This is a genomic window from Pantoea sp. SGAir0180 (assembly GCF_043546245.1).
The window spans coordinates 1779679-1801804 of the sequence record NZ_CP028071.1 but is presented as its reverse complement, the minus strand read 5'-3'; the positions used below and the strand labels follow the sequence as shown (position 1 = coordinate 1801804).

18 protein-coding genes are annotated in these 22126 nt (G+C 56.2%); 9 read left to right on the top strand and 9 right to left on the bottom strand.

Translation table 11 applies throughout. The features are described from left to right. The first annotated feature begins 22 nt into the window (after positions 1 to 22). From araG to C1N58_RS08395, 4 genes are all read left to right on the top strand, one after another. Positions 23 to 1543 carry an L-arabinose ABC transporter ATP-binding protein AraG gene (gene araG, locus C1N58_RS08410; protein ID WP_324019750.1) on the top strand — a complete coding sequence of 507 codons (1521 nt, stop codon included), beginning with the start codon at positions 23 to 25 and terminating at the stop codon, positions 1541 to 1543. A 12-nt stretch (positions 1544 to 1555) separates the two neighbouring features. Beyond that, a complete protein-coding gene (araH, locus tag C1N58_RS08405) occupies positions 1556 to 2542 on the top strand; it encodes an L-arabinose ABC transporter permease AraH (RefSeq protein ID WP_033741305.1) in 987 nt (328 codons plus the stop codon). A gap of 72 nt (positions 2543 to 2614) precedes the next feature. Then, the gene (gene araC / locus C1N58_RS08400) at positions 2615 to 3532 is read left to right on the top strand and encodes an arabinose operon transcriptional regulator AraC (protein ID WP_006119067.1); all 918 of its coding nucleotides are present in this window, start codon (positions 2615 to 2617) and stop codon (positions 3530 to 3532) included. 78 nt (positions 3533 to 3610) lie between these two features. Further along, positions 3611 to 4651, top strand: a complete 1041-nt coding sequence (locus tag C1N58_RS08395; RefSeq protein WP_394564791.1) for an oxidoreductase — start codon at positions 3611 to 3613, stop codon at positions 4649 to 4651. A gap of 48 nt (positions 4652 to 4699) precedes the next feature. On the opposite strand, the gene add is transcribed toward C1N58_RS08395, so the two are convergent. From add to manA, 3 genes are all read right to left on the bottom strand, one after another. Continuing rightward, entirely contained in the window at positions 4700 to 5695 is a 996-nt protein-coding gene (gene add / locus C1N58_RS08390) for an adenosine deaminase (protein ID WP_394564790.1), read from the bottom strand. Positions 5696 to 5922: 227 nt separating this feature from the next. Continuing rightward, positions 5923 to 7422 (bottom strand): YdgA family protein, encoded by a 1500-nt coding sequence (locus tag C1N58_RS08385; protein ID WP_054633838.1) that lies wholly within the window; start codon positions 7420 to 7422, stop codon positions 5923 to 5925. 121 nt (positions 7423 to 7543) lie between these two features. Continuing rightward, complete coding sequence (gene manA / locus C1N58_RS08380; protein WP_394564789.1) at positions 7544 to 8719, bottom strand: mannose-6-phosphate isomerase; 1176 nt, start codon at positions 8717 to 8719, stop codon at positions 7544 to 7546. 191 nt (positions 8720 to 8910) lie between these two features. Here manA and fumC point away from each other — a divergent pair, with 191 nt between their 5' ends. Next, complete coding sequence (fumC, locus tag C1N58_RS08375; protein WP_006119076.1) at positions 8911 to 10308, top strand: class II fumarate hydratase; 1398 nt, start codon at positions 8911 to 8913, stop codon at positions 10306 to 10308. A gap of 34 nt (positions 10309 to 10342) precedes the next feature. Here fumC and tus read toward each other — a convergent pair whose 3' ends face one another. The 4 genes from tus to fetA all read right to left on the bottom strand — a co-directional run bounded on the left by tus (position 10343) and on the right by fetA (position 13973). Beyond that, positions 10343 to 11245, bottom strand: coding sequence for a DNA replication terminus site-binding protein (gene tus, locus C1N58_RS08370; RefSeq protein ID WP_039341588.1), 903 nt, complete (start codon positions 11243 to 11245; stop codon positions 10343 to 10345). A gap of 356 nt (positions 11246 to 11601) precedes the next feature. Further along, positions 11602 to 12219 carry an undecaprenyl-diphosphatase gene (locus C1N58_RS08365; protein WP_394564788.1) on the bottom strand — a complete coding sequence of 206 codons (618 nt, stop codon included), beginning with the start codon at positions 12217 to 12219 and terminating at the stop codon, positions 11602 to 11604. A 328-nt stretch (positions 12220 to 12547) separates the two neighbouring features. After that, on the bottom strand, positions 12548 to 13318 hold the full coding sequence (gene fetB / locus C1N58_RS08360) for an iron efflux ABC transporter permease subunit FetB (RefSeq protein ID WP_394564787.1): 771 nt from the start codon (positions 13316 to 13318) through the stop codon (positions 12548 to 12550). Then, complete coding sequence (gene fetA / locus C1N58_RS08355) at positions 13296 to 13973, bottom strand: iron efflux ABC transporter ATP-binding subunit FetA (RefSeq protein WP_367143061.1); 678 nt, start codon at positions 13971 to 13973, stop codon at positions 13296 to 13298. The genes fetB and fetA overlap by 23 nt, the downstream gene beginning before the upstream one ends. Positions 13974 to 14480: 507 nt before the next feature. Between fetA and C1N58_RS08350 the strand changes: the two genes are divergently transcribed. Beyond that, complete coding sequence (locus C1N58_RS08350; protein ID WP_039340446.1) at positions 14481 to 15665, top strand: MFS transporter; 1185 nt, start codon at positions 14481 to 14483, stop codon at positions 15663 to 15665. 187 nt (positions 15666 to 15852) lie between these two features. Beyond that, complete coding sequence (locus C1N58_RS08345; protein WP_006119082.1) at positions 15853 to 16347, top strand: RrF2 family transcriptional regulator; 495 nt, start codon at positions 15853 to 15855, stop codon at positions 16345 to 16347. Positions 16348 to 16608: 261 nt separating this feature from the next. Here C1N58_RS08345 and oqxB read toward each other — a convergent pair whose 3' ends face one another. Both oqxB and C1N58_RS08335 read right to left on the bottom strand, forming a co-directional pair. Beyond that, the gene (gene oqxB, locus C1N58_RS08340) at positions 16609 to 19764 is read right to left on the bottom strand and encodes a multidrug efflux RND transporter permease subunit OqxB (RefSeq protein ID WP_058701955.1); all 3156 of its coding nucleotides are present in this window, start codon (positions 19762 to 19764) and stop codon (positions 16609 to 16611) included. 12 nt (positions 19765 to 19776) lie between these two features. Beyond that, positions 19777 to 20889, bottom strand: coding sequence for an efflux RND transporter periplasmic adaptor subunit (locus C1N58_RS08335; protein ID WP_394564877.1), 1113 nt, complete (start codon positions 20887 to 20889; stop codon positions 19777 to 19779). A 359-nt stretch (positions 20890 to 21248) separates the two neighbouring features. On the opposite strand from C1N58_RS08335, the gene C1N58_RS08330 reads away from it, so the two are divergent. Together C1N58_RS08330 and C1N58_RS08325 are read left to right on the top strand one after the other, a co-directional pair. Then, positions 21249 to 21596, top strand: coding sequence for a helix-turn-helix domain-containing protein (locus C1N58_RS08330; protein WP_006119087.1), 348 nt, complete (start codon positions 21249 to 21251; stop codon positions 21594 to 21596). 90 nt (positions 21597 to 21686) lie between these two features. Continuing rightward, complete coding sequence (locus C1N58_RS08325; protein WP_006119088.1) at positions 21687 to 22124, top strand: ribonuclease domain-containing protein; 438 nt, start codon at positions 21687 to 21689, stop codon at positions 22122 to 22124. Positions 22125 to 22126: the final 2 nt, after the last annotated feature.

Here is a 22126-nt window from a genome sequence, read left to right as displayed (position 1 = left end):
ACAGCCATCTATTGGAGACACCATGAACACTGATTCAGCCTTTCTGTCGTTTCATGGCATCAGTAAAACTTTTCCCGGCGTGAAAGCGCTGCAGGATATTTCATTTGAATGCCATGGCGGTCAGGTGCACGCGCTGATGGGGGAAAACGGTGCCGGTAAATCGACACTGCTTAAAATCCTCAGCGGCAGCTATCTGCCCAGTGGCGGCGAGATTCGCATCAAAGGCAAGCCGATGAATTTCCAGCACACCACGGATGCGCTGGATGCGGGTGTCGCCATTATCTACCAGGAACTGCATTTAGTGCCCGAAATGAGCGTGGCGGAGAATATCTATCTGGGCCAGTTGCCGCATAAGCATGGCCTGGTAAACCGCAAGCTGCTGCGTTACGAAGCCGGGCTGCAACTGAAAAATTTAGGTATGGACATCGATCCGGACATGCCGCTGAAATACCTGTCGCTGGGCCAGTGGCAGATGGTTGAGATTGCCAAAGCGCTTGCCCGTAACGCGCGCATCATTGCCTTTGATGAGCCAACCAGCTCGCTGTCCGCACGCGAAATCGACAATCTGTTTCGGGTGATCCGCCAGTTGCGCGCGGAAGGGCGCGTGGTGCTGTATGTCTCGCACCGTATGGAAGAGATTTTTGCCCTCAGTGACGCCATCACCGTGTTTAAAGACGGGCGCTATGTGCGCACCTTTACGGACATGGCCAATACGCATCATGACGATCTGGTACAGGCTATGGTCGGACGTAATCTGGGTGATATCTACGGCTACGTGCCGCGGGAAAAAGGCCCGGTACGGCTGGCGCTACAGGACGTGGAGGCGAAGGGCGTCAGAGCGCCAATCTCGCTGAATGTGCATGCCGGGGAAATTGTCGGCCTGTTTGGTCTGGTGGGCGCGGGACGCACCGAACTGCTGAAAGGGCTGTTTGGCGCCACGCGCCTGCGCGGTGGCCGCATTCTGCTGGATGGGGAACCCCTTAACGTGACGGCGCCAATTGATGCGATTCGGGCGGGCGTGATGCTGTGCCCTGAAGATCGCAAAGCCGAAGGCATTATTCCGGTGCATTCGGTGCGCGACAACATCAACATCAGCGCCCGCCGTCATAACCTCACCGCCGGTTGCCTGATCAAAAACGGCTGGGAGGTGAAGAATGCCGACAGCCATATCCGTTCCCTCAAAATCAAAACGCCCAGCGCTGACCAGTTGATCATGAACCTGTCCGGCGGTAACCAGCAAAAAGCCATTCTTGGCCGCTGGTTGTCCGAGGAGATCAAGGTGATTTTGCTGGACGAGCCTACCCGCGGCATTGATGTCGGGGCTAAACACGAAATTTATAACCTGATTTACCAGCTGGCGAACAACGGCATTGCGGTGCTGTTTGCCTCCAGCGATCTCCCGGAAGTGATGGGCCTGGCCGACCGCATTATCGTGATGCGCGAAGGGGCGGTCGCCGGGGAATTACTGCATGACGAGGCCACAGAGCAGCTGACGCTGAGCCTGGCCATGCCTAAAACGACACATGCGGCCGCCGTGGCCTGACAGGAGAGTACCGTGACTTCTTCCACGACATCAAATACGCCGCCAGCCGCCCCTCGCCGGGGTGTGCATTTTGGGCGCGTCTGGGACAACTTTGGCATGCTGGTGGTGTTTGCCCTGCTGTTCATCGCCTGTGCGGTTTTTGTCCCTAACTTTGGCTCCTTTATCAACATGAAAGGCCTGGGGCTGGCCATGTCGATGTCCGGCATGGTGGCCTGCGGTATGCTGTTCTGCCTGGCCTCCGGCGATTTTGACCTGTCGGTGGCCTCGGTGATTGCCTGCGCGGGCGTGGTCACCGCCGTGGTGATCAATATGAGCGAGAGCCTCTGGCTGGGGGTGGCGGCCGGGCTGTTACTCGGTGTCATCACCGGATTTATCAACGGGTTTGTTATCGCCCGACTGAAAATCAACGCCCTGATTACCACGCTGGCGACCATGCAGATTGTGCGCGGTCTGGCCTATATCTTCTCGGACGGTAAAGCGGTGGGCATCGAAGACGAGCGCTTCTTCGTACTGGGCTTCGCCAACTGGCTGGGCGTGCCTGCGCCCATCTGGATCACGCTGGGTACCATGGTGATCTTCGCCTTCCTGTTGAACAAAACCACCTTTGGCCGCAACACGCTGGCGATTGGCGGGAATGAAGAGGCTGCACGGCTGGCGGGCGTGCCGGTTGTGCGTACCCGCATCATTATCTTTATTCTCTCTGGCCTGGTTTCTGCGGCGGCGGGCATCATCCTGGCGTCACGTATGACCAGCGGTCAGCCCATGACCTCAATTGGTTATGAACTGGTGGTCATCTCGGCCTGCGTACTGGGCGGCGTGTCACTGAAGGGCGGCATCGGCAAAATCTCCTATGTGATCGCCGGGGTACTGATTCTGGGCACCGTTGAGAATGCGATGAATTTATTAAATATCTCGCCATTCTCACAGTATGTTGTGCGGGGTTTGATACTGTTGGCAGCGGTGATATTCGACCGCTACAAACAAAAGAATAAAGTCTGATTTGGCGTGAAACCTTCCCGCGGACGCGAAAGGTGTCCGCGCGTGATCAATCAACGACGAAGTGAGGACAGTATGTATCACCGTGAATTACCGGCAGAGCAACAGAACCCTTTGCTGCCCGGATACGCGTTTAATGCCTGGCTGGTGGCGGGATTAACCCCGATCACCGCGGATGGTCCGCTGGATTTTTTTATTGATCGCCCACACGGCATGAAGGGCTATATTCTCAACCTGACCATCAAAGGCAAAGGGCGGGTGTTCGACGGCGAAAAGGCCTTTGACTGTGAACCGGGTGAAATGCTGCTGTTCCAGCCAAAAACGGCTCACTATTATGGTCGGGCGCCCGACAGTCCGCAGTGGTTTCACCGCTGGGTCTATTTTCGTCCGCGCGCGTACTGGCATGACTGGCTGCGCTGGCAGGATGAACAGGAAGGCGTTGGTCGGCTGCGCTTACCGGAGTCACTGCGGGGCGAATTTGATCGCCTGTTTGCCACTATTGAACAAACCCACAACTCATCGCGTCGTTTTGCCGAAGAACTGGCAATGAATTTGCTGGAACGGCTGTTGTTACGGGCGGTGGAAGAAGATCCACGTAACCATCAGCAAATCCGCGATCCCCGTATCATCGAAGCCTGCCAGTATGTGAATAATCATCTGGCCAGCGAGGTCAAAATCGAGGAAGTGGCGCGCCATGTGTGTCTGTCACCTTCGCGGCTGGCGCACCTGTTCCGCGAGCAAATGGGCGTGAACCTGCTTCGCTGGCGGGAAGATCAGCGCGTCATTCGCGCTAAGTTGCTGCTGCAAACCACGCAGGAACCCATCGCGAGCATTGGGCGTGAAGTGGGCTACGACGATCAGCTTTATTTTTCGCGCGTCTTCCGTAAGCGCGTCGGCGTCAGCCCGAGTGATTTCCGCCGCCGCAATCAGGACGTACACGATAATCTGGCCAGTCAGAGCGCCTGGAACGGTGCACGGCGCTCAGTCTCCTGATTTTAAGGGGAATCCTCCTTGTCCTGACCCGACTATTAGTCTTAAATCAGTCTGGTTAGCGATTAATGAGGAAAAGGAATGAGCGAGAAACTGCGAGTAGGACTCATCGGCTATGGCTTTGCCAGCAAAACCTTCCACGCGCCCCTGATCGCGGGCACGCCGGAGGTTGAACTGGCTGCCATCTCCAGCAGCGATGCCAGCAAAGTCCATGCCGACTGGCCCGCCGTGCAGGTCGTCGCCGAGCCCCAGGCCCTGTTCGACGATCCTACGTTAGATCTGATTGTTATCCCTACACCGAATGATACGCACTTCCCTCTGGCTAAAGCCGCACTCAACGCAGGCAAGCACGTCGTGGTGGACAAACCGTTCACCGTGACGTTGTCACAGGCGCGCGAGCTGGATGCCTTAGCTAAAGCCAAAGGGCTGCTGTTATCCGTGTTCCATAACCGCCGTTGGGACAGTGATTTCCTGACGCTGAAAGGCTTACTGGCAGCGGGTGAGCTGGGTGAGGTGCGTTATTTTGAATCGCACTTTGACCGTTTCCGTCTGGAAGTACGGCAGCGTTGGCGCGAGATGAAAGGGGTGGGCAGCGGCATCTGGTACGATCTGGGACCGCACCTGCTGGATCAGGCGCTACAGCTGTTTGGCCCGCCGGTGGCGATTAACGTTGATCTGGCGGAAATGCGGCCGGGTGCCCAGACCACCGACTATTTTCATGCGACGCTGACCTATCCACAGCGCCGGGTGGTGCTGCACGCCAGCATGCTGGTGGCGGCTGAATCCGCACGCTATACCGTGCACGGTACGCGCGGCAGTTACGTTAAATACGGTCTTGACCCGCAGGAAGATCGGCTGAAAGCGGGGGATTTCCCGCCGGGCGAGAACTGGGGTTACGACATGCGTGACGGTACGCTGACCCAAGTGGAGGGCGACGCGCTGAATGAAAAAACTGTCCTGACACAGCCGGGCAACTATCCCGCCTATTACGCTGCGATTCGTGATGCCATTTCCGGGCGCGGGGCGAATCCGGTGACGGCGGAAGAAGCCATTCAGGTCATGGAACTGATTGAGCTGGGGCTGCAGTCGGCGGAAAAACGCCAGACCATGTCGCTGAAATAAGCGCTTTCAGCGCTAAAAAGGCCGCGAATAACGCGGCCTTTTTTATGCTTACTGCACTTTCGCCCGGATGGCGGCTTTTTCTGCCGCGCTTAAAAACGCGATAGTCAGGCCGTTGTCCTGTGCCTGACGCATTTGCGCCTGGCTCAGTCCCGCAGCCGGGGCGGCATGCAGGTACTCATGAGCCAGCTCAATGCCCTGTACGGCGGGATCGTCGGTGTTGATGGTCGCCAGCACGCCATGCTCCAGGAACGTTTTCAGCGGATGCTGCGCCAGCGAGGCGACGGTGCTGGTCTGGATATTGGAGGTCAGGCAGGATTCGATACCAATACCGTTTTCCGCCAGATAGTCCATCAGCGCGCGATCTTCAATAGCCTTCACACCATGACCGATGCGTTCAGTGCCCAGATCACGAATCGCCTGCCAGATACTTTCCGGGCCTGCGGCTTCACCGGCATGCACGGTAATGTGAAAACCGGCATCCCGGGCGCGACGGAAGTGGCTCAGAAAACGGTGACCCGGCGCACCGAGTTCATCCCCGGCCAAATCCACGGCGGTAATATGGTCGCGATGGGCGAGGAAACCGTTCAGTTCATCCAGACAGGCCTGTTCGCCAAAAGTCCGGCTCATGATGCCCGTTAAGCGCACGGTGATATCATGCTGCTGGCAGCCGGCCTTTACGCCATCAATCACCGCCTCAACCACACCGGCAATCGGCAGATGGTGGGTCATCGCCATATAGCCGGGTGAAAAGCGCAGCTCGGCATAGTGAATCCCGGCGCGGGCGGCATCCTCGACGTTCTCACGCGCGATTCGCTGACAGGCGTCAAGATCGCCCAGCACTTTCACGCCCCAGTCCAGCTTTTGCAGAAAGCTGACCAGATCCGGTTGCGTTTCGGTGACCTGAACATGCGGACGCAGGGTGTCCAGCGTATCCGCCGGTAAGGTCAGGTTAAACTGGCGGCCTAAATCAAGGATGGTTTGTGCACGGATGTTGCCATCAAGGTGGCGGTGAATGTCGGTAAGGGGAAGCGTTGAATCAATCATGGAGTGCACTCGTCTGGATATCTGTAAAGTGCAGAGCATTATAAAAATATCTTGCGCAACAACGCCAGTGATTTGCGCAACAAGTGTGAAAGGCAGGGGTTAACTGTTCACTTTATAAACGGGAACGCCGCGCAGGCCGCCTGATAAGAGCGAATCGGGAGAGAAAAGCGGGCGGTGCAGTGACGTAAAAAAGGCGGCCAGGGCCGCCTTGATCGAAAAGGTTGACCTTATTGCGGCATGCCTTCGTTTGTCGGGACGCCAAGCATATAGCGTGACATGAACTGCTCCAGCGACATCTTATCGCCGTTCATGTTCACCTGACCGTTGGCATACTGCAGGCTGGTAACGATGTTGTTGTCCTGCGTTTGTGTCAGACGGAACATCTGGCCCATCGCTGCCAGCCCTTTAACCTGCTGATCGGCCAGTTTCTGCGCGTCTTCAGCCTGATAACCTTCAGCCAGGCCAATATGGCGCATGGTTTCCGTCGCCATCGGCATGTTGACAGACAGCTTCAGATCCAGCGTTTTCAGCACGCGATCAACGGATGCCGCCAGCGTCTGCGGTTCGCCTGTCACCGTGGACGGATCGTTAAAGTGGGCATTCAGGTTGAAAGTACTCTCGCCTTTATCGTTCTTCCAGCTTAGTGGTGCGATGCTGATGGACGGGGCCCCTTTCAGCAGGGTCGGCAAATTGTTCAGCAGGATCGCGCGCACACCGTTCTGGAAACGCACCGGATCGTCTTCCACGCCAGGCTGGTTCATCAGGGTGGTCAGCTGAGCGTTGTAGTTATCCGAGAACGCTTTAACGCTTTGCGCATCAAACTGTGACAGCTTCATTTTTAATGCGAACTGACCCAGGTTCTGCTTCTGCACCTCAACGCCGTCAATTTTGTAATTAATGTCGCCATTGATTTTGCCGGACTGATTATCAAAAGAGGAATCACCGACCATCTTGTTAAGAATAACCGCGTCCTGACCGCTGACTGCGGCGGCCACTTTATCCACGCTGATGGACTGATCGCCAATGCGTACGCCTTCGTTGGTGAGATGCGTATCCGCTTTCAGCTTCAGGCCGTTCAGCGTAAACATCACCGGCTGATCGACCTGATTTTTGGTGGTGATGGCAATGCTGTCGATGTCACTGTCCAGGCCCACTTTATCGCCTTTGTTGTCTGCGCTGATATTCAGCGTGCCGCCGCTGGTGGCTAAGCGTTGCGCTGTTTGCGCATTTTGATAATCGATGGGCAGAATTTTTATTGCGGTGTCGGTGCTGCCGCTGTAACCCACACGCGTTTCGGCGTTGATAAACGACTGGTTGTTGGTCAGTTCAAACAGCTTTTTGACCGCATCGGTATTGGTCAGCGTGGTATGCACGGACGCCATGCTGGGGATCAGGTTGGCTTTTTTCAGCTGTGCGAAGGGGAACGGGCCGTGGTCGATCTGCTCGTTCAGGATGATGCTCTGGCCGGGCTTGAGCAGAGGATTATCTTCGGTCTGAGAGCTGGCCTGGATAACCACATTCATTTTGCTGCTGAAAATGCCGCGTTGATAATCCTGATAGCTGACTTTCAGACGACTGTTGGGCGCCAGGGTGGTTAACTGAGCGTTAGCATTTTGAATCATTTGATCCATATTGCTTTCCAGCTTTTTGCCGGTAAACCACGCCGCGCCTGTCCAGACTACGCCCAGAGCGACTACCACACCAACGGCAACTTGAGTCTTTTTCATTGCTGAATCGTCCTTATCCTTGATTTCACCCGTGTCACAGACAGCGGGTGAAGAAGCGCCCGCAGGCATTTTAGCTAATAGTTTGAAATAATAGCAGTTAAGCGCAATGGCGTCAGCCGTCTCAGTTAAACGTGTTATACACGCGTGCCACCCGGCCCTGGCCGGTGAGTGACACTGGCGCATCGGTGGCGGCCACGAAACAGGACTCGCCGGGTTTTAGCATCAGTTGCTGCTGGCGATTGGTGACGGTGGCCTCACCTTCAATACAAAACAGCAGTGCCGCGCTTTCCTGATGCAGGGTAAGCGGCTGCGCATTCACCGTATGAATGGAGAAAGCAAAGTCGTCTACCGGAATGGGAAAATACTCGCCATCCTGCTGTATCTCCGGTTGTGTAAGAAGCTGGCTGGCCGACTTTTCGTCAAATTTGAGGTTGGCCATCAGTTCCGGAATATCAATATATTTTGGCGTCAGGCCAGCGCGCAAAACGTTATCGGAGTTGGCCATGACCTCCAGCGCCACGCCATGCAGATAAGCATGCGGCGTTTCCGCAAACAGGAACATCGCCTGTCCGGGCTGCAGAGTAATCACATTGAGCAGCAGCGGCGAGAATAACCCGCTGTCATCCGGATAGTATTCCGCAATCTCATGAATGGTTTGCCAGGGTTCGCCTGTCTGCTGACTGACGACGTTTTTCAGTACGGTTAACGCCTGCGCTTTTTCGTCCTGTTGAAGCGACAGCAGGGTTGAAAACAGTTGCGCCAGGTTGTCGGGGCTGGGCTGGCGCAGGAAATGCGCGATCTCAGGATGCGCGTCCGCCACTGGAGTGAGCAGTGTCACCATCTCGTTGCGCTCGCGAAACCCATTGATGGCTTTAAACGGCGTTAAGGCGTACACCAGCTCCGGTTTATGGTTGGCATCTTTATAGTTACGCTCAGGCGAACTGAGCGGAACAGAGGCGGCATTTTCACGCGCAAACCCCTCTTCGGCGGCGGATTTGCTGGGGTGCACCTGAATTGAGAGCGGCTGATCGGCACACAGCACTTTAAATAAAAAGGGCAGTTCGCCAAAGCGTTTTGCCACGGCGTCGCCCAGCATCTGCGACGGATGGGCCGCGATGACATCGCGTAACGAGCGGGATTGCCCCTCAACGTCAACGGCGGACGGGCTTTTGGGATGCGCCCCCATCCACAGTTCCGCCATCGGTAAGTCTTCAGGATTGGCGATGCCATACAGGGAGGTTAATGCCGTCTTGCTCCCCCAGGCATAATATTGCACCGCATTACTCATCTTTTTCATTTCACTGCCTTTCTGGCATGGGAATATTGCGCTTATTAAAGCAGAAACTGGCATGGAAAATACATATCCAGCGCAAGAAGGATGCTAAGCTCGGATGATGTTAAAAATTTGTATGAGTTTATCTGCTTCATGCGTAGCGAACACCCGCGCGTGAACGAAGGGTTTATTTAAAACGGTGAAAGGAGAAAGTCATGGCAGCCAATCGCGTTGAAAAAGATTCAATGGGGCCAATTGATGTACCGGCTGATAAACTTTGGGGCGCACAGACACAGCGATCCCTGGAGCATTTCCGTATCTCAACAGAGAAGATGCCGGTGGCGCTGGTGCACGCGCTGGCGATGACCAAACGCGCGGCCGCCAGCGTTAACCGGGATTTAGGCTTACTGCCTGCGGAGCGGGCGGAGGCGATTATTCAGGCCGCTGATGAAGTGCTGGCGGATAAACACAGCGATGAATTCCCGCTGGCGATCTGGCAGACCGGCTCCGGCACCCAGACCAACATGAACATGAATGAAGTATTGGCCAACCGTGCGAGTGAGCTGCTGGGCGGTGAGCGCGGCATGTCCCGCCTGGTGCATCCCAACGATGACGTTAATAAAAGCCAGAGTTCAAACGATGTCTTCCCGACGGCGATGCACGTTGCGGCGGTCATTGCGGTACGAGAGCACCTGATTCCCCAACTGAACGTTCTGAAGCAAACCCTGCGTGCCAAATCTGACGCCTTTAAAGACATCGTTAAAATTGGCCGTACCCATCTGCAGGACGCCACGCCGCTCACGCTCGGTCAGGAGATCTCCGGCTGGGTCGCCATGCTGGAGCACAACCTTAAACATATTGAGCAGAGCATTCCGCATCTGGCCGAGCTGGCGCTGGGCGGCACCGCGGTGGGAACCGGCCTGAATACCCATCCTGAATATGCCGTGCGTGTGGCGAAAGCCCTGGCGGAACTGACAGAGCAGCCGTTTGTGACCGCCCCTAATAAGTTTGAAGCCCTGGCCACCTGCGACGCGCTGGTGCATGCACACGGTGCGCTGAAAGGCCTGGCGGCTTCACTGATGAAGATTGCTAATGATGTCCGCTGGCTGTCATCCGGTCCGCGCTGTGGTATCGGCGAAATTGCTATCCCGGAAAACGAACCCGGCAGCTCCATCATGCCGGGCAAGGTTAACCCCACCCAGTGTGAAGCGATGACAATGTTGTGCTGTCAGGTCATGGGTAATGACGTGGCGATTAACATGGGGGGCGCATCAGGCAACTTCGAACTGAACGTTTATCGTCCGATGATTATCCATAACTTCCTGCAGTCCGTTCGTTTACTGGCGGATGGGATGGACAGTTTCAATCACCACTGCGCTGTCGGTATCGAACCGGTGCGTGAGCGTATTGATCAGTTGCTCAACGAGTCGCTGATGCTGGTCACCGCGCTGAATACGCACATCGGTTATGACAAGGCCGCTGAAATTGCCAAACAGGCCCACAAACAAGGCTTAACGCTGAAAGCTTCGGCGCTGAAGCTGGGCTATCTGACGGAAGCGGAGTTTGATGCCTGGGTGCGTCCGGAAGACATGGTGGGCAGCATGAAGTCGTAAGTGAGGTCTGTCAGGGCCTGCACAGGCCCTGATATCACACCGGGCAGTCCACCCAGAGATGCAGGCGTGGGATCAGCAAATGCAGGGGTTCTGCGGCGGGTTTATAGCGATGCGTAATCGCCTCTGCATCGTAATTCAGCAGCTCACCTAACTTTGGCACCTGGGTGCGATCCCGGCACAGCACAAGAATCGGTGACGGGCAGGCAAGCTGCGTTTGCTTTTTCTCTTCCGCACGCCAGATGCGCGCAACCGGCTGCACTTTCACCGGACGTTTAATCTTCAGGCGCGCGGATGCGGGCAGGGCGCGTACATCCGCCAGTTCCTGCTGCACTTTTTCCGCCCACTGCTCGCGTGTCCAGGGGGCCTGGGCACGGCCAGCCTTCAGACTCTTTTCCAGTTGGGCGATGATCTCGTCCCGTTTAACGTTCTTAATGACCTGCTTGTTTGCCCAGCCAAAGCGCACACTCTCTGGCGCGGGAAGGGCGGTGATGGTCCGGTAAGCATTCAGGGTAATTAAGCCGCGCAAATGCTGATGCACAAATTCGAACCGGGCTTCGGAAGGCAGACCGGACTCCACGGTGATCATGTGCTCAAGACGGGCTTTCAGCTGGTTGATGCTGTTGATAAACGCGGTAAGCTGCTGCGCGTCCTGCTCGCTGCATTCGATGCAGAGCGCACCCGGCAGGCGCACGGCGGCTTTAGTGCTGAGCTTTTCTGACTGGTGCTGCATGAACAGACGGCAATAGTGGTTGAGCGCCCGCTCCCGCGCCTCTGTGCCCAGGTGCTGCTCCACGGCAATCTGAGTAATCGCATCGTGTTCATGCCCTTTTTCAATCGGGGGCAGACTGAAGACCCGGGCGATTAACAGCGGCTGCGCCTCAATCTGCTGCCGTAATGCTCCCAGGGCTTCTTCGAGATCCTTGACGCACTGCTGCATATCTGTGACTAAATCATAACGCACCGCAGTCTCTCCTGTAGTTACAACATGCTCAATGTGGCAGAAAGATCGCGCTGCTGCAAACGCCTTTATAGTTACAACATACTAAACAGGCTTTCTGAAATGGTGCGGTCTGTGGCATGAGCAGGGCGAAGATAGCACAGGGTGCGATGGAGCCCACCAGAAAAAAGCGAGTGACAGCTCCACGCGGGACAGGGTGCATTACCATCGTCACCAGCGTAGACAGAACCGGTGGGAAGCGGCTGGTCACCGACGGTGACAAAACCAAAAAAGGTTATTCGGTGCCTGGCGGGCGCTTTCGCCGCCTTCAGGCACCGGGGTTAAGCGGCGCAGGATTACGAATGTCGGCTGAACAACTGATAAATCCGTTCCGGGAGCAGGCTGAATAAACATATTGATACGGCTTCGCAACATGACAGCAGCGTTTCGCCTTTTTTGCGCCAGAACAGGGTTACGATGATCACGGCTACGGCCGCTACACCGAGCGCGCCTGCCATATCCAGTGGGAAGTGAACCCCGAGAAAGATACGTGACCAGGCAACCAGCAGTGAGACGAGCGTGAGAATGCCACCGGAGCCCCAGTTACCCCTGGCCCATAATGCCAGCGTGATACTGAAAAACAGCGTGCCGTGGTCGCTGGGAAATGACGTATCCGCAGCGTGATCGATCCACAGGTGACCCAGCCGAATCATAAAAGGGCGCGGATGAAAATAGAATGCTGAAAAGAGAAAATTCAGTGTCAGCCCTGTGATGGCCGTTACGATGGCAAACAGGGCGGTTTCGCGTTCTGCGCGCCCACCTGTAAACCAGTAAATCAGCAGCATAAGCGGCAGCAGAAAGATCAGATACTCTGCGCTGAATGTCGCAAAATCGATGAGCCAGCCGGGCGTGCCGGGAAGGGCATTAATGGTAAGGAACAGATCCTGATTATAGGTTTCCAGCAAAGTATTCATCAGCGCGTGGGCTCTGTGGTAAGAGAGGACAAGGGCCATTTTCCCCGCGCAAGATTAATAAAACCTTAATCCTCATTCGCCGCGTTCATCTGTTCAGCCCGCTGAATGAGTGGAAACACGTTCTCAAGAAAGAGGCCCGCCTTGCGGCTGCCATAAACACCACAGCGGTAAGCGCAGGGTATCCTCAGGCGGGCATGATGTGTCAGCGGCAACGCGCATTTTCTCCCTCACAAACAGGGGGGATCTCGTTCAGTCAGTGCCTGACCGTTAACCCCACCTATGAATGAAGAACACACCGCGTCGGTAACGTGACGTGGTGCCTGAAACATCACTTCGCTAAGACTTTCAACTGCGATCGGGCCGTGAAAAAACGACGATACGAAAAATAGACGGCGATGATGGTCGATAAACTGGCTGTGCCAAGCAGCATAAACGTAACCATAATCTGGTACTTAATCGCCTTAAGCGGGTCAACACCCGCAAAGATCAGCCCGGACATCATGCCGGGTAAACTCACCAGACCAACAGTTTTGGCGGCATCAACGGTGGGGATCATCGCGGCGCGAATGCTGTCGGCAAGGATTCGCTGCGAGGCCAGTTTGACCGGCGCGCCAAGGCTCAGCATCTCCTGAATTTTTTGGGCATTGTCGCTGAAGCGCTGGTTCAGGTTGCTGTAACACAGCCCCACAGCAACCATGGCATTGCCGGCAATCATGCCGGAAACCGGAATGACCTGCATAGGCAGAAAGGCGATTGCACCGCTCATGACCAGAATGGTCAGCGTAATGGCGGTGCCACTCGCGATCGCAACGAACGAAATCACAAAGGCATTATCGATGTTACGGCTGCGCTTACGGGCATTAAGCGCCGCATTGACGCAGATAAACAGCACCATCAGCACGGTCAGCCCGCCGTTATTCACATCAAAGACCGACTTGAGGACATAGCCTACGATGGCCAGTTGAACGATCGCGCGGCTGACGCTCCACAGAATATCTTTGCTCATGCCAAGCTTCTCTTTCTGGCTGATAAGCAACGCAATCAGGACCAGAACCAGCGACAGCAGTAGCGAGTTGTCACTTATTGTTGTCTGATGCATTCATCTTCTCCCTGTCAGGTGACGTGAGGCGAAGCACATGCTCTGCCTGCTGTATGTCGTTAACATCGTGACTTATCCAGACGACGGCCATCGGGTGTTCTGCGACAAGCCGCCTGATCAGCGACTGTACCGTCAGGCTGTTTTCTTCATCAAGCGCGCTGGTCACTTCGTCAAGTAACAGCACGGCCGGCACAAACTGCAGATGGCGCAGCAGCCCAATACGCTGCTTTTCGCCGCCAGAGAGGGGCTCAATCGCAGCATTCAGCATATCCGGCGAGAGATTAACGCTCTCCAGCGCCGCCTTAAGTTTTGCCTGTGGCGGCGTCTGGCGGCGAAGTTGCCAGGGCAGGGCAAGGTTGTCATAAACCGTCTGACCGAAAAGCTGTGGCGTCTGAAAACAGTACGATACCTGCTGACGGTATTCCTCGGCCCTGAGCGTGGCGATATCGCGGCCCTGAAAGCGGATCTCTCCGGTCGTTGGCGTTAACAGAGAGGCAAGGATCTTCAGGAAGGTACTTTTGCCACTGCCGGAGGCACCGGTGAGCACGACAACGTCGCCCGGCGACAGCTGTAAAGAGACCGGCTGCAATAGCTGTCTGCCGCCGTGTGAAAAGGTGACATCCTGCGCATCGAGCAGGGGCAGAGAAGGGGTCATCGTTGCTTCCTGGATAGGGGTTAATAAGTCCGGTTCGTCGATATCTGAAAAAAGGCGGTGCATTCAGCCTTTTACTCCTTGCGTGGCTTTCCAGCCCGGCCTGGCATCTTCCTGTTTATGCCGTGTCCTGTCAGGTCATGAGTCAGAATAGCCGAATTCACCACCGGTGCTAACGGAACGCACAAGCCGGTTCAGACGGGCAACGACATCACGCCGCGCGTCCCGCTTCGGCTCAGGCCTGAGCGGGACATGCCTTTTTCATTTTGGTTGCTGATTTTTTCACATCCTGCCGGGCGATTAACTGTGCGGCAGGGCAACAGCACATTTTGAATGTCCTTATCGCCTTAGCTGCGTGTGCTCTACCACCACAGGGAGAAGAAATCCCGCTGGGGCGCGTTGGTAACCGGACCGTTGGGGGGCGTAAAAAAGCGGTAAAGCCAACGGCGGCATTTTTCCTTTTAGCTGGACATGTTATAAAAACACTTTGTTTGCTAACGGATCCTCAACATGGACGTGATTAAAAAGCCGGGTGTCACGCAAATTGTCACGCTGGGCCTGGTTCAGATCCTCTCCTGGGGCGGTTCGTTTTATCTGATGGCGGTCATGGCCGCGCCTGTTGTAGCAGAAACCGGATGGTCGCAACAGTGGGTTTACGGCGCGTTATCGCTGGGCATTTTAGTGTCTGGGTTGCTCGCTCCGCGCTGTGGCCACCTTATTGCACGCACGGGCGGTCGCCTGATGCTGGCACTCAATGGCATCGTGATGGCGGCAGGGCTTACCCTTATGGGATTCAGCCATCACTTACCGGTGTTTTTACTGGCCTGGGTCATCATCGGCATCGGCATGGCGATGGGGCTGTATGATGCGCTGTTTGCGACGCTGGGCACCCGCTATGGTGGGCAGGCACGCAGCGCCATTACCGGCATAACCCTGATTTCCGGTTTTTGTACCAGCGTGGTCTGGCCTGCCACCGCGCTGCTTATTCACTGGCTGAACTGGCGGGGCGCGTGTTTCGCCATCGCCGCGCTGTTGCTGGTCAGCGTCTTACCGGCCTATTTTTATGCTTTGCCCAAAGGCCATCTTATCTCACCCGTCAAACGTAAAAGCGCACCCGGCACAGCGCCGGATTTGCCCGCAGTCTTGTTTTACCTGTTGTGCGCCATTTTCACGCTGGCCTCGGTGATTATGACGGCCATTTCGGTGCAGCTTATCACCCTGTTGCAGGCCAGTGGTTACAGCATGGCGGCGGCGCTGGCAATCAGTACGCTGCTGGGGCCGTGCCAGGTGGCATCCCGTCTCATTGATATGGCCTTTAAAGGGGGCCATCCCATCTGGACCACTTTTTTTTCGGTGGGGCTGGTGGCGCTGGGGTTGTTGTTGCTGGCGCTGTTTCCGCAACTGGCCCTGTTAAGTATGATCTTTTACGGTGCGGGAAACGGCTTACGCGCCATTGTGCGCGGCACTTTGCCGCTGATGATGGTAAAACCTGAAGCGTACGCGGTACTGGCAGGCCGGATGGCGCGTCCGGCGTTAATGGGGCAGGCGGTAACGCCGTTAGGCGTGGGCTATGTGTTTGCGACGTTGGGGCCCAAAGCCACGCTGTGGTTACTGTGCACACTGGCAGTAATTAACTTGCTGCTGGTGGTGGCACTGAAAAAGCGGCTTCCAGCGCCAGCGCCATCTGTGCGCTAATGCTGTCCGCTACCGCTGGGCAAATAAGCACCTTGTGCGGTCGCGGGCTTCCGGGTGGGGAATATGTGCCTTGTGGCGGGTGGGTTGCTTCTAAAAAGTGACAGTGTTTGTTATATTCATCCCTGTTTGTTGGTTCACTTAGGCGGCTATATAACAACAAGAATGCACCGCAATTCAGGATACAAAGATGCTTGATTATCGCTTCCCGACAGCTTTGCAAATGGTTCTGAGTGTGGCGGTGGCGGAGCAAATGGGAAAACGCTCTACCAGCGCGATTCTCGCTTACGGGCTTGAAGCAAACCCGAGCTTTATACGTAAGTTAATGGTCCCATTAACCCGTGATGGCATTATCGTGTCCACGCTGGGTCGTACGGGTTCCATTCATTTGGGCAGACCCGCAGCTGAAATCACGCTGCGTGATATTTATGTCTCTGTGACAGATGATAAAAAACTCTGGGCGGCTCGCCCGGATGTGGCACCGCGTTGCCTGGTCAGCGCCAACCTGTGCTGGTATTTTAAATCGATTGCCGAGGAAGCCGAGCAGGCGTCACTGGCGGTACTCGCGAAGCGCACCGTCGCCGACGCGTTAAATGAGCTGAAAACCCACGACACCAGCAACTGCACCGCCGTGCCTGAGCCTGAGGTGACGGAACCGGATACCGACTGCAAAAAAAGCCGCTGATGCGGCTTTTTTTACGTCTTATGTAAACTGACGACCATCACGTGCAAGGGTGTTGCATTCATCATCGGCAGCTTTCACCGTCACGTCCTCTCTGCCTGTCTCTGACGAACACCTGTACTCAGTAATCTCGTCCGCGCTCGCACAACGCCTTTTAGATAAAATAAATGCTAACCGGCTCCGCCAGGGCACGGGTCAGGCGTTGTATATACTGACGTTGAGAGGCAGTGCCCCGACGTCCGCAGGATCGTCGGGGCACACGCATTACTGCGCGTGTTCCGTAACCGGGCGCGCGGCGTTACGCGTCACCAGCTTACGCAGCGCCACATAAAACACCGGCGTTAAAAACAGGCCAAACAGCGTCACGCCTAACATACCGGAGAACACCGTGACGCCCGTCACGCCGCGGACTTCCGCGCCTGCGCCTTCCCCCAGAATCAACGGAATAGTTCCGGCGATAAAGGCGATAGAGGTCATCACGATAGGGCGCAGACGTAACCGACAGGCCTCAAGCGCGGCGTCGACAATCCCTTTACCCTGCATCTCCAGTTCGCGCGCAAACTCCACAATCAGAATGGCGTTCTTACAGGCCAGGCCCATCAGCACCACCAGACCGACCTGCACAAAGACGTTGTTGTCTCCGCCTGTTAACCACACGCCCAGCAGGGCCGACAGCATGGTAACCGGCACAATCAGGATCACCGCCAGCGGTAACGTCCAGCTCTCATACAGCGCGGCCAGCACCAGGAAGGCCAGTAACACCGCCACCGGGAAAACAATCAGCGCGGTATTGCCCTGCGTCGCCTGCTGGTAGCTGAGGTCGGTCCATTCGATGTTCATGCCGTTCGGCAACAGCTGGCCGGACATCGCCTCAAGCTGGCGCATCGCCTGGGCGGAGGACAGTACCCGAGGGTCCGCATCACCGATCAGGTCCGCCGCCGGATAGCCGTTGTAACGAATAACCGGATCGGGCCCGTAAGTGGTGGTGATATGCACCATGCTGCCGATGGGCACCATCTCGCCACGATCGTTGCGGGTACGCAGGTTGGCAATGTCCTCCACGCTGTCACGAAATTCGCCATCTGCCTGTGCCATCACCCGCCAGGTCCGGCCAAAGCGGTTAAAGTCGTTAACATAGGACGACCCCAGATAAGTTTGCAGCGTACTGAACAAATCCGTCAGCGCCACGCCCTGTGCCTTGGCCTTATCACGGTCAACCTGCACATCCAGTTGCGGTACGTTGGCCTGATAAGACGAGATTGGGAAGTGCATGCCCGGCGTCTGCATTACCGCGCCGGAGAGTGTATTAATCGCGGTTTGCAGTGCGCCATAGCCCAATCCGGCCCGATCCTGCACGTAAAGCGAATAGCCCGAACCCTGGCCCAGACCCAGAATCGGTGGCGGCATAATGGAGAAGCCAAACCCCTGCTGAATACGGGCGATTTTTGCATTGATGTCCGCGTTAATCTCCGCCGCCGTGCGCTTACGTTCACTGAAAGGTTTCAGGCCGAAAAACACCGTGCCGCTGTTCGGCGTATTGGTAAACTGCAGCGCATTCAGGCCCGGAAAGGCAACCGCATAGGCAACGCCTTCCGTTTGCAGACCGATTTCGCTCATCTGCCGGATGACCTCATCCGTGCGCGCCAGCGACGATCCTTCCGGCATTTTCACGCCGCCAATCAGGTAAAGCTTATCCTGCGTGGGGATAAATCCGCCCGGTACGGCATGGAACATCCAGCCGGCACCCGCCAGTAACACCAGATACACGCCAAACACCGCGCCGCGCCGCCGCAGGGTTTTCGCTACCATCGACTCGTAGCCATGGGCCGTGCGGTGAAAGAAACGGTTAAACGGGCGGAAAATCCAGCCAAACAGCCAGTCGATCAGGCGCGTGGGCCTGTCTTTGGCGGCCTGGTGATCCTTAAGCAACATTGCTGCCAGCGCAGGCGATAAGGTCAGCGAGTTGATGGCAGAGATGACGGTCGAAATGGCAATGGTGGTGGCAAACTGCTTGTAAAACTGACCGGTGACGCCCGACAGAAACGCCATCGGCACAAACACGGCACAGAGCACGAGCGCGATAGCGATAATCGGCCCCGATACTTCGCGCATGGCCTGATGCGCCGCCGCTTTGGGTGACAGACCCATTTCAATATTGCGCTCAACGTTTTCCACCACCACGATGGCATCATCCACCACGATGCCGATGGCCAGCACCAGACCGAACAGGCTCAGGGTGTTAAGCGAGAATCCGAGCAGGTAAAGCACGCTGAACGTGCCCACCACGGAAACAGGGACCGCCAGCAGGGGAATGATCGAGGCCCGCCAGGTTTGCAGGAACAGAATCACCACCAGCACGACCAGAAAGACTGCCTCCAGCAGAGTCTGGACCACGGCCTTGATGGAGTCGCGCACAAACACAGTGGGATCGTAGGGCGCTGCCCATTTCACATCGTCAGGAAAGCGGGTGGCCAGCTCATCCATTTTGGCTCGCACCGCGTTGGAAAGATCGATCGCGTTGGCCCCGGGGGCCTGAAAAATACCAATGCCGACGGCATCTTTATTGTTCAGCTGCGAACGCAACGCATAGCTGCCCGCACCCATTTCGATGCGTGCCACATCGCGCAGCCGCACCAGCGAGCCGTCCTCAGCGGTTTTTAAAATGATATCGCCGAACTGCTGCTCATTTTCGAGCCGGCCCTGCATGTTGATCGACAGCAGAAAATCGCTCTGCTTTTTCAGCGGTTCCGCACCAAGCTGCCCGGCAGAAACCTGCACGTTCTGCTCCTGCATTGCGCTGACGACGTCGGCGGCGGTCAGGCCGCGTGCGGCCACCTTATTGGGATCCAGCCAGACGCGCATGGCATATTCGCCTGCACCAAAGATCTGGATCTGCCCGACGCCTGGCAGGCGGGCCAGTTCGTCTTTCACTTTCAGCGTGGCGTAATTACGCAGGTAAAGAGAATCATAGGTACTGCCCGGCGAAAACAGATGCACCACTAAGGTCAGCGTAGGCGACATTTTTTGCGTCGTAATGCCCAGCCGGCGCACGTCTTCAGGCAGTCGCGCTTCCGCCTGAGCGACACGGTTTTGTACCTGAACCTGCGCCTGGTCCGGATCGGTGCCGGGACGAAACGTGACGGTGGTCACCAGCACGCCATCCGAACCGGCGACGGACTTCATGTACATCATGTTTTCGACGCCGTTAATCGCTTCTTCCAGCGGGGTCGCCACGGAATCGGCAATGACCTTTGGGTTCGCGCCGGGGTATTCGGCACGCACCTGCACGCTCGGCGGCACCACGTCGGGATACTCACTGATGGGCAATAACGGTATGGCGATCAGGCCGGTCATGAAAATCAATACCGACAGCACGGCGGCAAAGATTGGCCGATCAATAAAAAAGCGGGAAAAATCCATATCAACCTCGGGTTATTGAGCGGCGGTAGCGGCCATATCGACAGTTTTGGCCGTCACCGGCATTCCGGGCATAAACACTTTTTGCAGTCCGGCAACGATGACCCGGTCGCCCGCCTGCAAACCGGCCTCGACGATACGCAGTCCGTCAGCCATGGCACCAGGCTTAATGTCGCGGCGCTGCGCTTTCCCCTGAGCATCAACGATATAAACATATTTGCGATCCTGGTCGGTCAGCACGGCTTTATCGTCAATTAACAGGGCGTTGAAGGTTGCACGACCCGGCAGGCGAACCCGCGCAAAGAGGCCAGGCGTAAAGATACGCTGATGGTTATCCAGCTGCGCACGCATGCGAATGGTGCCGGTACTGGCGTTGAGTTGGTTATCCAGGAAGTCGACGTTACCCCGGTGCGGGTAACCCTGTTCGCCTGCCAGCGCAATCTCGACGGGCAGGGCATGACGTTGCTGGCCCTGACGCGCCATGGCCTGGTAGTGCAGGAAGGTGGTTTCATCGATGTCGAAATAGACCACCATCTTGTCTTGCGAGACCAGCGTCGTCAGAACGCTGGCGCTGTCCCCGGCGGTTACCAGGTTTCCTGCGGTGATCATGGCCCGGCTAGCGCGGCCGTCAATGGGCGCCGTGACGCGGGTAAAATCCAGATTCAGTTGGGCCATGGCCACAGCCGACTCGGCGGCCTGCACATCGGCCTGCGCCTGGCTGGCGCTGGCGCGTCGCTGCTCCCACATCTCACGTGATACCGCCTGAGTACCGAGCAGTTTTTCTGTGCGCGCCGATTCACTGCGGGTCAGGCTGGCCTGACTCCGCGCACGCGCCAGCGAGGCTCTCGCCTGATCCAGTGCGGTGCGGTAGCTACGGTCGTCAATGGTGAACAGGACCTGACCCTTTTTCACCTCATCCCCTTCATGGTAATTAACCGTGGTGATGTAGCCTGAAACCCGTGGACGCAGTTGGACGCTTTCAACCGTTTCTATGCGGCCATTAAAGCTGTCCCACTGACTGACCGGTTTTGTCACCACCACAGCCGCACTCACCTCGGGCGGCGGCGGCGGGGCGCTGTTCGCCTGACCCGTGTCACATCCACTTAACTGACTGATGACCAGTCCCATCCCCAGCAGGGTAACTCCCTGACGAACCCAGTTGCTTATCATTGTTGTGATTCCGCGATGAACAGTGAAGTAAAGCCCGCAGGCCAATATTTGCAACTTCTATGGTTGCAATTTATCGCGAGGAGTGTAGGCTTGTGTGTCTGAGAACTGCAAGAATAACTGATACACTTTATGTGCGGTCTGATGAGCGATGATTTATCGGCCAGCATCCAGCCTGACAGGGCATGAGGTAAGTCCCCATAAAATGTGCGGCATTTAATGTATTAATTAAACTTGCATTAAATGGCATTGTCAGTCACGCTTTAAGTGTAACTGCAACTGATACTAATACTGTTCGCTGTCGCGACCGGAGAAGACAAATGATGAGTAACGCTTTTATTCACGATCTGATTAACTGGATTGACAACAATATTGAAGCACGCCTCGATCTCGATACGGTTTCTGAGCGCGCGGGCTACTCAAAATGGCACCTGCAACGGATGTTTAAAGAGCACACAGGCTATCCACTGGGTGAATATATCCGTATGAAAAAATTAAAAAAATCAGCGGATCGCCTGACCAGCACCAACGAACCTATCCTGAACGTAGCCATTTCGCTGGGCTTTGACTCGCAGCAGTCGTTCAACCGCAGCTTCAAGCGTCAGTATGGTGTTGCTCCGGGTGCGTGGCGCCGTCACAGTGTGCCGTCGCAGGCTGCAATGCAGTAAACCCCGCCAGGGCCAGGTCATCTGGCCCGCGCTGTTTTATCCGCTGAGAAAACTGCTATTATCTGCATCCTGTTTTCCAGGGATGTCATCATGTCAAAAAAACTGTGGTTAGGATTAGTCCTCATCCTTATCCTCTCCTGGATAGGTCTGCGACCCTATCTGACGTCTGCACCTGCCAAAACCTCTGCCGCAGACATCGCCGCCTTAACGGATGTGCGAACCGTCGCCCGCTGGGTGCTACAGCATCAGCAGTTGCCCGATTACTACATCACAAAGAAGCAGGCCCGCCGTCTGGGCTGGAATCCTGCGAAGGGCAATCTGTGTGACGTGCTGCCGGGTCGGGCGATTGGCGGCGATCGCTTTTCCAACCGCGAAAGAAAGCTACCTGAACGTTCCGATCGGCAGTGGTATGAGGCGGATGTGAACTACCGCTGTGGCCATCGTGAGGCGGATCGCCTCGTGTATTCGTCAGACGGGCTGGTGTTTCTTTCCACTGACCACTATCGCAGTTTTAAGCCGGTGCAGTAACG